This is a genomic window from Chloracidobacterium sp. (assembly GCA_015075585.1).
Lineage (GTDB): Bacteria > Acidobacteriota > Blastocatellia > Pyrinomonadales > Pyrinomonadaceae > OLB17.
In genome coordinates this window covers 908,279-920,228 of record JABTUB010000002.1, presented here as the reverse complement: position 1 = coordinate 920,228, position 11,950 = coordinate 908,279, and the positions used below count along the sequence as shown (strand labels likewise).

General features: G+C 57.1%; 10 protein-coding genes. 5 read left to right on the top strand and 5 right to left on the bottom strand.

Annotation, left to right across the window (positions count from 1 at the left end):
* Positions 1-45: 45 nt before the first annotated feature.
* Positions 46-996, top strand: coding sequence for a sigma-70 family RNA polymerase sigma factor (locus tag HS105_13235; GenBank protein MBE7517550.1), 951 nt, complete (start codon positions 46-48; stop codon positions 994-996).
* Between the two features lie 36 nt (positions 997-1,032).
* Positions 1,033-2,079, top strand: coding sequence for a zf-HC2 domain-containing protein (locus tag HS105_13230; GenBank protein MBE7517549.1), 1,047 nt, complete (start codon positions 1,033-1,035; stop codon positions 2,077-2,079).
* 3 nt (positions 2,080-2,082) lie between these two features.
* Here HS105_13230 and HS105_13225 read toward each other — a convergent pair whose 3' ends face one another.
* On the bottom strand, positions 2,083-2,595 hold the full coding sequence (locus HS105_13225) for a TlpA family protein disulfide reductase (protein ID MBE7517548.1): 513 nt from the start codon (positions 2,593-2,595) through the stop codon (positions 2,083-2,085).
* A 60-nt stretch (positions 2,596-2,655) separates the two neighbouring features.
* Between HS105_13225 and recF the strand changes: the two genes are divergently transcribed.
* Together recF and gyrB are read left to right on the top strand one after the other, a co-directional pair.
* A complete protein-coding gene (gene recF, locus HS105_13220) occupies positions 2,656-3,765 on the top strand; it encodes a DNA replication and repair protein RecF (protein ID MBE7517547.1) in 1,110 nt (369 codons plus the stop codon).
* A gap of 323 nt (positions 3,766-4,088) precedes the next feature.
* Positions 4,089-6,506, top strand: a complete 2,418-nt coding sequence (gene gyrB / locus HS105_13215; GenBank protein MBE7517546.1) for a DNA topoisomerase (ATP-hydrolyzing) subunit B — start codon at positions 4,089-4,091, stop codon at positions 6,504-6,506.
* Here the strand turns inward: gyrB and HS105_13210 are convergent.
* The 3 genes from HS105_13210 to HS105_13200 all read right to left on the bottom strand — a co-directional run bounded on the left by HS105_13210 (position 6,503) and on the right by HS105_13200 (position 9,022).
* Positions 6,503-7,156 carry a bifunctional 2-keto-4-hydroxyglutarate aldolase/2-keto-3-deoxy-6-phosphogluconate aldolase gene (locus tag HS105_13210; GenBank protein MBE7517545.1) on the bottom strand — a complete coding sequence of 218 codons (654 nt, stop codon included), beginning with the start codon at positions 7,154-7,156 and terminating at the stop codon, positions 6,503-6,505. The two genes, gyrB and HS105_13210, sit on opposite strands and share 4 nt — an antisense overlap.
* Before the next feature lie 2 nt (positions 7,157-7,158).
* Positions 7,159-8,253, bottom strand: coding sequence for a sugar kinase (locus HS105_13205; protein MBE7517544.1), 1,095 nt, complete (start codon positions 8,251-8,253; stop codon positions 7,159-7,161).
* A gap of 157 nt (positions 8,254-8,410) precedes the next feature.
* Positions 8,411-9,022 (bottom strand): leucyl/phenylalanyl-tRNA--protein transferase, encoded by a 612-nt coding sequence (locus HS105_13200; GenBank protein ID MBE7517543.1) that lies wholly within the window; start codon positions 9,020-9,022, stop codon positions 8,411-8,413.
* 207 nt (positions 9,023-9,229) lie between these two features.
* Between HS105_13200 and HS105_13195 the strand changes: the two genes are divergently transcribed.
* Entirely contained in the window at positions 9,230-10,336 is a 1,107-nt protein-coding gene (locus HS105_13195) for a hypothetical protein (protein ID MBE7517542.1), read from the top strand.
* A gap of 129 nt (positions 10,337-10,465) precedes the next feature.
* Here HS105_13195 and HS105_13190 read toward each other — a convergent pair whose 3' ends face one another.
* A complete protein-coding gene (locus HS105_13190; GenBank protein ID MBE7517541.1) occupies positions 10,466-11,884 on the bottom strand; it encodes an MATE family efflux transporter in 1,419 nt (472 codons plus the stop codon).
* Positions 11,885-11,950: the final 66 nt, after the last annotated feature.

Genomic DNA, 11,950 nt, shown 5'->3' with positions numbered 1-11,950 from the left:
CCGCATTTGCATCTTATAGGTGCTAAAATCAATTCGCTTGCACTGATGAGCCACTTGCCGGAAAAGTATTCAGCAACGATCGATGAGGCCGTTGTCCACTTGGTCACCCGTGCCGAAAATAGCCGCGGGCTGTCGATCGCGGATCTGCGTCCGCGTATTGAGGCGGCTGTGACGAAGTACCTTTTCGGCGAGGGCGAGCACCACGAACACGCTGATATCATTGACTTCATCGCTGAGATCCGTGCTGATGACCTTTGTCTGATCGTCGCTTGTGAACGCGGCGATGAAGCTGCGTGGTCGGACCTTTTGGCGAACTTTGACGCGACCGTCAAGAGCGCCGCGCGCAAGATCGCGTCGAATGCCGAGGACGCCGAAGACCTCGCTTCGTCGATCTGGGCGGAACTTTACGGGCTTCGAACCGACGCGGACGGCAAGCGAAAGAGCAAACTCGCGTACTATACGGGCCGCGGCAGCCTCGCGGGATGGCTTCGCGCCGTCGTTTCGCAGCTTGCGGTCGATCGTTATCGAAAGGACGCAAAATATGTGCAGGTCGAAGAAGACCGCGACCTCGAGAACGCCGTGAATGCCGCAGCCGAATCGGACGATACGCGAACTGCCGGCCACATCGGCGATCCCGAAGATATCTATTCTCAAAAAAGCGCTGTTTCCGACATCACCGAGGCTCTTCGAACTGCGGTCGCCGCACTTGATGACGAAGACAGGCTGCTGATCAAACTGTATTATTTCGAGGGGCTGAAGCTGAAGGATATTGCCGCAATGTTCGGCTATCACGAAGCCACCGCAAGCCGGCGGCTCGCTCGGATACAGTCAGATATACGCAAAGGCGTTGAAAAGGAGCTCCGGGCCGGCCACGGCTGGTCAGAGACCGAAGTTAAGCGGCACCTGAGCGAGACCGCTTCGGGGCTTGGCATCAACCTCGAAACGATGTTCGCGGCATTGCTGCTTGCGGCTTGTATGCAAGAATTTTGGACGTAATGCGTTCTAAAAGCGGGCCAATGGGTTTTGGTTGCGATGGAACATGAATTCGACAAGGAGATAGACGCACTGCTGCGGAAAACGCCGTGGCCGCCGCGCTCGCCCGCCGAGGGACACCTCGACGCGGACGTGCTGGCCGCCTTCGCCGAGAATGCTTTGCCCGAGGCCTCGCGAAGCGAATTTGTAACGCACCTTGCCGACTGCGACAGGTGCCGCTCGCTCCTTGCCCGCACGGTCGGGCCGGTCGGATCGGTTATCGAACCTGTGCCGAGTTCCACGGCTGCCGCACCGGCAGCCGTCAGCCGCGAACGCGAGCCTATGTCGATCTTGCAGGCTCCGAGGCTCGTCCTCGTAATGGGAAGCCTTTTCGCGATCTTTGCGGCATTGTTCGCTTTCAGCCTTATGCGCGGTGTGACGGATAACATCTCATCGGTCGCAAAGGTTGACGAACAGAACGCGGTTCAAAGTAATTCGGCCGCGCCTACACCTGAAGCCTCGATCGCCGCTGCGGTTCCTGCGAACAGCACAAATACGATAGCTGCCGCTTCGACCCCTGCGACCGCTGCTTCGCCTTCATCAAAGCCCGAGGCCGAAACGTCCGGCGCCCGTATTGCCAGAGAGGTCGAGATCGCGCAGGCACGTCCTGATGAACGTCAGGTAACGGTTACTGCCAACGGAGGCAGCGGCGCGAATGTCCCGAGCGTTACAGCTCCTTCTGCGGTTCCGCCGCCGAGGCCGTCCGCCGCCGCACCTGCCGACCGAGCTGACGAACGTCTCAAAGCTGCCGCCGAAAGCACGGTCGATGAGCCGGCGAACGCCGAAAAGCCGATGAATGCTGACGGCGCAACCTTATCGGCCAAGCGTGCGGCTCCGCCATCCGGCACACGCAGCGTCGGCGGCAAGTCCTTCAGTTTGCGTGGCGGCGTCTGGTACGACACTGCCTACAAAGGCGGCGCCGCGACGGAAGTAAAACGCGGTTCTGATAAATTCGCACAACTGGACGAAGGCCTTCGCTCGATCGCCAACCAGATCAGCGGCACTGTGGTCGTGGTTTGGAGCGGCCGCGCGTACAAGATCAAATAAACTTCAATTTCGGGGCAAAAGCCGCTTGATCTCGGATCGAACGGCCGCAATGCCTTTTGCGCCGCGTTCGCTGACCGTGAGTTTGCCGTCGCGGTCTATAACGATGTGCATCGGGAACAGCACATACAGTTCGCCGTTCGGAGCGGCGATGCCGAATTTTGAGAGTATAAGGGCGGCGGCATCGGGCACGATGCGGTATTTGAAAGGATGTTTCTTTAGGAAGGCCTGAAGCTCCGCCTGCCCGCTTGCGGCCGGAGCTAAGAAGACGATGTCATCGCGGCCTTTGTACTCGTCTGCAAGGCCGTTCAGTTCCTTGATCTCCGCAAGGCAGTTCGGACAGTTTATGAACCAAAGGTTCAACACGACGACCTTGCCGCGAAGCGCGCTTAAACTCACCTGTTCGCCATGCATATCCGTCGCGGTAAAGTCCGGCTGGATCTCGCCGACAGGCACGCCCTGCGCATAAGCGGCCGCCGAGATAAGACAAATGATGATCGCGATCTTGAAACGACGCATACAATTCCATTATCCGACGGGATGAAGGCAGCGTGTCAAGACTTTTGTTAGAATCGCCTAATGCTCCTCTTGTCGCTTCAGACGAACGAGTTCCGAAACCTTTCCGGCCGCATCGAATTTGATCGGGCGTTGAACATCTTTGCCGGCCCGAACGGCGAAGGCAAGACCAACTGGCTTGAAGCGATAGCGGTGCTCGCCTCGGCACGCTCATTCCGCACGGCAAGGCTCGGCGAGGCGATAAACTTCGGCAGTTCGGAAGCCGTTATCAGCGGTTCGGTCGAGGAATCGGCCGAGATCGTGCGCCGGCTTGGCATCACCATTCGCGAGAACGGCAAAACACTCGCGGTCAACGGCAAAAAAGAAACGACACCGAACTACCTTGGGCAGTTGAATGCTCTTGTTTTCGAGGCCGGCGAACTCGACATCGTACGCGGCCGCCCCGAGGCACGCCGCCGCTTTCTCGACGCCGGCATCGTGTCGCTTCATCCGCCTTTTGTTCAGACCTTTTCGGATTACAGCCGCGTCCTAAAGCAAAAGAACGCCCTGCTCGCCGCCTCGGACACGATGAGCGTCGATGCACTGCGGGTGCGGATCGAGCCTTGGAACCAGCAGCTTGTGCGGCTTGCATCGCGGATACACAGGGCACGTTTGCGTTTTGTCGAAAGGCTGAATGCCGACCTCGAACATCGGCTGTTCAGCAGCGAGGATCTGCAGGTCAGGTATCTTTCATCGCTTGAGGGCAAAGGCTCACTTTCGGATTACGAAGGCCTACTTGCCGAACGCCTCGAACTGCGGCTTTCGGCCGAGGCCGCCGCGGGCAATTCGCTCATCGGCCCGCACAGAGATGATCTTGAGATGATGCTCGACGGCCACGATATCAGAAAGTACGGCTCTGCCGGCCAGCAGCGGAGCGCCCTGCTGCTGCTGCATCTGGCCGCGATCACGGTTTTTTACGCGACGCGCGGCGAATATCCGCTCTATTTGCTCGATGATATCGACGCCGAACTCGACTACCGGCGCATCGGCCTGCTGCTTGAATATCTGGAGGGGAAAACGCAGGTTTTCTTGACCACGTCAAAGGAGAGTTTTATCGTGCGTTTCGGTGCCAAAGCAGCCGTTCTCAAGGTCGCGGCCGGACGTGCGGAGCGGCTTGAAACAAAGCCCCGTTAACACCTCTCAGAACCTGCAATCTCGCCCTTAAAATGTTATAATTCCTTTAATTGGATCGTGGCGTTCCTACGGTAAAATTGGCGTCCTTTTTTGGCAGCCGGACATTCGACGGCTCCTGCGGCAACGACGCTTCGAACACACGAAAGTATTCTTTCCGACCGTTCCGCTCTCACGCCCCGATGGCAGGCGCAACTTGGACGCTCCGGCGAGCCTGCAGCATCAATTGTCGAATGGAAAGATCGTACGGCCGATGCGTCGTGTGTGGGCACAACACAGCGGCACGATCCGTAATTTGAGACATTAAGAGGTCCGATCAGAGGTAAATTTTGGCAAAAGCAAAGACAAATTACAGTGCAGATTCGATAACCGTGCTTGAGGGCCGCGATGCGGTGCGTAAGCGCCCCGCGATGTACATCGGCTCGACGGGCGACCTCGGACTGCATCACTTGGTTTATGAGGTGGTCGATAATTCGGTCGATGAGGCTCTTGCGGGCTTTTGCGACACGATCGAAGTGACCATACACATCGATAATTCGATCACGGTGATCGATAACGGCCGCGGCATCCCTACCGACATACATAAACAGGAAGGCCGCAGTGCCGCCGAGGTTGTTATGACCGTACTCCATGCCGGCGGCAAGTTCGATTCGAACAGCTACAAGGTCTCGGGCGGGCTGCACGGCGTCGGCGTAAGCTGCGTCAACTTTCTCTCTGAATGGCTCCGGCTTGAGATCTGGCGTGACGGCAAAACGCACGAGGTCGAGTTCGAGCGCGGCATACCGGTCGCGCCGCTCAAACAGATCGGCACAACGACAAAGCGCGGAACAAAAGTTACCTTCAAGCCCGACCCTGACATCTTTGAGGTTACGGTTTACAGCTTTGAGAAGCTGTCTGAGCGGCTGCGTGAAAAGGCGTTCCTAAACAAGGGCATCCGCATCGTCATTCGCGACGAACGCGAAGAGGAAGAGCGCTCGCACGAATTCTATTACAAAGGCGGCATTGCCGAGTTCGTAAAGCATCTGAACCGTAATAAATCGCCGCTGCACGACGAGCCGCTTTATTTTGAACAGGCCTCCGATGAGCTGTCGATCGAGATCTCGATGCAGTACAACGACAGCTACGACGAGAAGATATTCTCATTCGCCAACAACATCAACACAGTTGACGGCGGCACGCATCTCTCCGGTTTTCGCAGTGCGCTGACCCGCACGATAAACAGCTACGCCGAGAGTTCCGGAATGATGAAGAATTCCAAAGTAGCTCTCTCGGGTGATGACGTCCGCGAGGGCCTCGTTGCCGTCATCTCGGTCAAGATACCGCAGCCGCAGTTCGAGGGACAAACAAAGGGCAAGCTCAATTCGCCCGTAAAAGGGCCTGTCGAATCATTCCTCAACGAAAAACTCGGCGAATTCTTCGAACAGCATCCGGCTGTCGCCAAAAAGATCGTCGGCAAGGCAGTTGACGCGGCACGTGCACGCGAGGCCGCACGAAAGGCCCGCGAGATCGTTCGAAAATCGGCAATGTCCGGCTCGGGACTTCCGGGCAAATTGGCGGACTGTCAGGAAAAGGACCCGCAGAACAGCGAACTCTACATTGTCGAGGGCGATTCGGCGGGCGGCTCGGCAAAACAGGGCCGCGACCGCCGCAATCAGGCGATCTTGCCGCTCAAGGGCAAGATATTGAACGTCGAAAAAGCACGCTTTGACAAGATGCTCGGCCACGGCGAGATCAAAGCACTTATCACAGCGCTCGGCACGGGCATCGGCAAGGACGACTTTGACGTCTCAAAGCTGCGTTACCACAAGATCTGCCTGATGACCGATGCTGATGTTGACGGCTCGCACATCCGTACGCTGCTGCTGACATTCTTCTACCGTCAGATGCCGGAGCTGCTCGAAGGCGGCTATGTCTATATCGCCCAACCGCCGCTCTACAAGGTCAAAAAGGGTAAGAAGGAAGAGTATATCAAGGACGAAAAGGCGATGTTCCGCTTCCTTATGCGGCAGGCGAGCGGCGACCTGCACATAACGGCGGACGGTAAGACGATCGAGGGGCGTTCGCTCTCAAGCTTGCTCGAAAAGACAAAGGAATTCTACACATTCTCTGACCGATTGGCGCGCCGCATCGGCAACGACAGCCATCTTGCTCAGGTACTTCTCGAAGCCTTTGGGGGCAAGGACGGCGTTCTTTCGCCGGGCGGCATACGGCTGCGTAAGGTCTTTGCGGAGCAGGAACTGCTTGCAAAGGTCGAAGGCCGGCTCGCTGACGCGGGCTTCAATACCGAGCTAAATAACGACGTCGAGCACAGTCTTTGGGAGATCGAAGTTTCCTATCCGACAGGCCACTCCGTAAAGATCGACTGGAATCTGGCAAGCTATGTCGAGTTCCAAAAAGCGGTCGAACTGAAACGCGATCTCGAAGAGGATTTCCCGGCACCTTTCGTCCTTGGCGAGAACGGCAAGAGCGAACAGGTCGAGTCGCGCGATGCCTTGTTGGACAAGGTGCTTACCCTTGCAAAAAAGGACCTTTCGATACAGCGCTACAAGGGCCTCGGCGAAATGAACCCCGAACAGCTCTGGGAAACCACAATGGATCCTGAGAAACGCACGATGCTGCAGGTGCAGATCGAAGATGCGATCGAGACCGACGGCCTCTTTACGGTGCTTATGGGCGATTCGGTCGAGCCGCGCCGGCGCTTTATCGAGGACAACGCCCTTGACGTAAAGAATCTGGACGTCTAGGCGGCAGAACGTGCTTCCTGCACGATGCGGATGAATTCACGCGCACGCTCCGTTACGACGGATGCGTTGCCCGCGCGTATAGCCTTCACATCAACAAGGTCGGTGCCGACGCCAAGCGCTGAGGCTCCGGCCTTTATGAACTCCGCCGCGGTGGCAAGCGAAACGCCGCCCGTCGGGATGATCTTGACCTGCGGGAACGGGCCTTTCAGATTCTTGACATAGCTCGCACCGCCGACCGATCCGCACGGAAAGACCTTCACCATATCGGCACCGGCACTCCACGCCGTTATCACCTCTGTCGGTGTCAGGACGCCGGGCATCACGGGTGCGCTGTATCGATGGCACATCGCGATAGTGTCAAGGTTGAGAGCCGGGCTGACAATGAACTGCGCACCGGCAAGAAGGCATGCGCGTGCCGTCTCAGGGTCGAGGACAGTCCCCGCACCGACAAGAACATCGCTGCCGTATGTGTCGGCGACCTTTTCGATCACCTTGACGGCTCCCGGCACGGTCATCGTGATCTCAAGGATATTGACGCCGCCGCTCTTTATCGCCTCGACGGCCTGCAACGCCTCGTCCGCTGACGAAGCCCGCACGACAGGCACCAGTCCGATCTTCTCAATTTGTTCAACGATCTGCCTTCTGTCCATCATCACCTCGCAACGCGGGCACCGCCGCCTTTCATCACCCTGAGCACATCCGCCAATCCGACGGTCGTCGTATCGCCCGGCGTCGTCATCGCAAGCGCACCGTGCGCCGCACCGCAATTGACCGCCCACTCGGGCGTCTCGCCTGTGAGGAAGCCGTAGATCAGCCCCGACGCAAAAGAATCGCCGCCGCCGACACGGTCGAAGATCGCGAGGTCGTGCCGCATCGTCGCCTGATAAAGCTGCCCTTCGGTAAAGCAAACCGCTCCCCAATCGTTGACCGATGCGGTCTTTGCGTTGCGAAGCGTCGTCGCCACGACCGCGAAGTTCGGGTAATCGGCCACCGCCTTGCGTATCATCTTCTCGAAGTTCGCGATGTCGAGCTTCGAATGACTCTCATCCTGGCCCTCGACGTCATAACCCAGACAGGCAGTGAAATCCTCCTCATTGCCCAGCATCACATCAACGTGGCGGGCAAGCTCGCGGTTTACCTCTTGTGCCTTGGCTTGGCCGCCGATAGCTCGCCAGAGCGAATCGCGGTAATTTAGATCATACGAAACGATCGTGCCGTACTTCTTGGCACATTCCATCGCTTCCATCGCGACATCGGGCGCGGTCCCGGAAAGCGCGCAAAAGATGCCGCCCGTGTGGAACCAGCGGACGCCTTCCTCGCCAAAGATCCGCTCCCAATCGATGTCTCCTTTTTTGAGCTGCGAAACGGCTGTGTGGCCGCGATCCGAACAGCCCAAAGCGGCACGAACGCCAAAGCCGCGTTCGGTAAAATTCATACCGTTGCGCACCTCGCGCCCGACACCGTCGTACTTGACCCATTTTATATGGCTCTGATCGACCCCGCCTTGATAAATAAGATCCTGAACAAGCCGCCCGACGGGATTATCGGCGAGTGCGGTAACGACCGCCGCATCCAGCCCGAAGCACCGTTTAAGGCCGCGCGCAACGTTGTATTCGCCGCCGCCTTCCCACACATCAAAGCTGCGCGTCGTGTGTATGCGCTTATCGCCCGGATCGAGCCGCAGCATTACTTCACCAAGCGACAGGATGTCCCATCTGCATTCATCTTTTTGCCGTATATTCAACATTCTGCTATGACCTACGTCTGCACTAGAAAGCGGCCCCGGCCGGTGCCGAGGAAGGTAACACGCCGCACGCCGCTGTGATGTTTGACGCTTAATTCTAACTTAGCCGCAAAAGGATGTCGAAGAACGTACTGCTCGTTAACCTATCATATGCCGTATCCTACTCACCGAAGAGGCGGAGGCGGCGTGCGTCCGCTTCTTCAATGAGCGTGAGAAAGTCCTGCCGAGGGACGTCTATCGCACCGAGGGCCTTCATATGCGGCGTCATTACTTGGATGTCGAGCCAGCGTGCACCGCGCTCGCTGAGGTGATCGATAAGGTGGAGCAGGGCGAGCTTTGAGGCATTTGAACGCTTGTGGAACATCGATTCGCCGCTGAAGTAGCCGCGGCTCTCGACACCGTAAAGGCCGCCGACAAGCCGCCCCGAGCGATCCCACGCCTCGACGCTGTGTGCCGGCCCAGCCTTGTGCAGCTCAGTGTAAACCCTTATGAAATCATCGGTTATCCATGTGCCGTGCTGACCCGGACGAGGTGCGAGCGAGCACTCGCGTATCACTTGCTCGAACGCCGCATCGATCGTAAATGTGAATTCCGCTTTCCGCCGCACCTTTGCAAGGCTTCGCGGAACGGTAATTCGTTCAAGATCGAGTAATGCTCGCTCTTCAGGGCAATGCCACGGCAGCGGAACGTTCTCGACATACCACGGAAAGATGCCCTTTCCGTGCGCTTCGAGCACGTTCTCCGCCGTCAGCGGAACGCCGAACGCAACAATATTGAATGAAGGGAAATTATAGTCGCCGATGCGAACATACCAAGGGAACTCGTAATTTGCGGGATCGGGAAAGACCACGATATTATTTGCCGCATCGGAGCTCTCGCGGAAAAAAAAGACCGCGGCAGCCCTTGTTGAAATTTATGCAAAGGACTGTATTTCCGACACTTGTCTAATTCTAACACCGATATTATTATTGGTTGCGACATGACTCAACTTGATCGACGCTCCTTCTTAAAAGGACTTGCCGCCGCCGTCAGCCTGACGTTTTTAAGCGGACGCATCACGGCGACGAACAGCACCGATCCTTACGAGATACTCGTCATCGGCGACTCAATGATCTGGGGCCAAGGCCTCGAGGAGACAACGAAATTCTACCGCCTCACCGCTGATTGGCTCCGCGATGAAGTTTTTGAAGGCCGCCGCAAGGTCAACCTGACGGTCAAGGCACATTCCGGAGCGACCATCAAACCCGTACCGAAAGAACTGGAGAAACTCATTCGCGCGAAAATGGATGAGAAACAGCCGTATCCGGGCGAGGTTACGCTGTCTTCGCCGAGCATGTGGTCGCAGGTAGAGACGGCCGACGAGGAATATGTACGCGCGGGTGTGAGCGGTGCGGATCTTGTTCTGCTTACTGCAGGCATAACCGATATTGCCGTCGAGGGCCTGCTCAATCCGCTGCACAGTACTGAGAGCGTTCGTCGGCTTATCAAAGAATCGTGCAATGCACGCGTCGGCGAGCTGCTCGCACACATCGCCGGCAAAAATCCGGACGCACTGATCGTCGCTACAGGCTATTTCCCCATCCTTTCACCAAAGGCTAAGCACAGCAAGCTGATGAACAGCATGCTCGAGGCGATCAATATACCCGGCATCTTCAAGCCGATCCTGAACAATCCCGTTACTCGCGGCCTCATCTTCAACTCCGTCATAAAAAAGATGATCCGCCACTCGCGTATATGGATAACGGAATCGAACACAGAGCTTCAGGCCGCTGTTAACAGCTTTAACCGAACGGCCGGCAGGCAGCAGGCGATCTTTGTAAGATCATCGCTGACCGAAGCTGATGCGTTCGAAATGCCTGATACTAAGCTCTTTAGAATGAACAAGAAAGGTCATACGAACGATCCGCTTTTCGAACAGCGAGGCCGCGAATGCACGACAGTTCTGAAGGAATTGAAGCAAAAGGCCGATATCAAGGTGAACGTCAACCGATGTAAGATCGCGGCCATCGGTCATCCCGATGCTGCCGGTGCACGCGCCTATTTCAACGACATAAAGAGTGCACTCGCACCGCTTATCAAGCCGTAAAGGCGACGGCCGCATCCGTCTTCCGCGCAAAAGCCTCAGGGGCTATACTAATAAAAGGATGAAGATCGCAGTTGCGATGAGCGGCGGTGTCGATTCGAGCGCGGCCGCAGCATTTAGCTCTCAATCTTTCTACACCTCCTTCAGCTTCCATTTTCCTCGCTTGAATATCACGGCCGAGACGACCGCGAGCACGGAGAACGCGATCGTGATCGACCAGAACGCGCCGTGAGCGCCCAACCCAATGTGATACGCGAGAAAGTAAGCAAGCGGTATCTCAAAAAGCCAGAATACACCGAGCGCGATATACGTGGGCGTGATCGTGTCGCCCGCTCCGTTGAACGCGGTCTCGAGCACCATTCCGACGGCGTAGAAAAAGAATCCGTAGGCAATGACGCGAAGAGCATCGGTCGCGTATGCGTGCACGTCCGGTTCGGTCGAGAAAATTGCGGCGATCTGTGCTGCGAAGATGACGAACACGATCCCGATCGACGTCTGCACGAGCGCGTTGTAGCGGACGGCCTTCCAAACGGCTTGTTCAGCACGATCGGGCTTTCCGGCACCGAGGTTCTGGCCGACGAGAGTGGCGGCTGCGTTCGCGAGGCCGATGGACGGCAACAGAGCGAACATCACCATCCTGATCCCGATCTGATAACCCGCGACCGCGGCCGTCCCGAATCCCGTTACGACGCGAACAAGCCCGATCCAACTTGCCGTCTGCACAAAAAATTGCACCACCGCGGGCGCCGAAACCTTTACGAGTTTCAGGAGCCGCTCGGGTTCGAGACGCCAATGCTCGGCATGGATCGTGATGCGTCTGTTCCCGAAAAAAAGGCAATACGCCGCGTACAGTGCACCGCACCCGCGGCCGATCGTCGTGCCGACCGCCGCACCCGTTACGCCGAGTTCGGGAAAGAAACCGATACCGAGGATAAAGCACGGCCCGAGAATGATGTTCAGAATGTTCGCGAACCAAAGCACGCGCATCGCGATCGCCGCATCACCGGCTCCGCGAAAGATCGCGTTCAGAAGGAAAAGCGCAAGCACGACGATGTTGCCGCCGAGCATTATCTGCGTGAAAGTCGTGCCGGTCGCAACGACCGATCCTTCGGCGCCCATCAGCCGCAGTAGATCTGCCGCAAACACAAAGCCGATCACACCCAAGATCGCCGAGGCCGCAAATCCAAGATAGATCGCGTGCGTCGCCGTTCGAGAAGCACCGTCCGCATCGCCTTCGCCGACGCGGCGCGCAACGGTCGCCGTCGCTCCGATCGCAATGCCGATCGCAACCGAATAGATGAGGAACATCATCGACTCGGTAATTCCAACAACAGCGATCGCGTCCGCTCCGATATGCGCTACAAAAAAGATATCGACGATCGCAAAAAGGCTCTCAGCGAACATCTCGATGATCATCGGCACAGCCAATAAAAATATCGCGGTCCCCAAAGGTGCGGTCGTAAAATCGCGATCCGAGCCTGCGACCGCCTCTTTGAGGATCGCAAATATTGATTCTTTAGACACCTCTGTACCGTTACCGTTCGTGGACATAAAATTAAAAAATTCGTTTCGGATCACGCGAAACCACTCATCGCCTCGCAGGATGCAAAGCTCCCC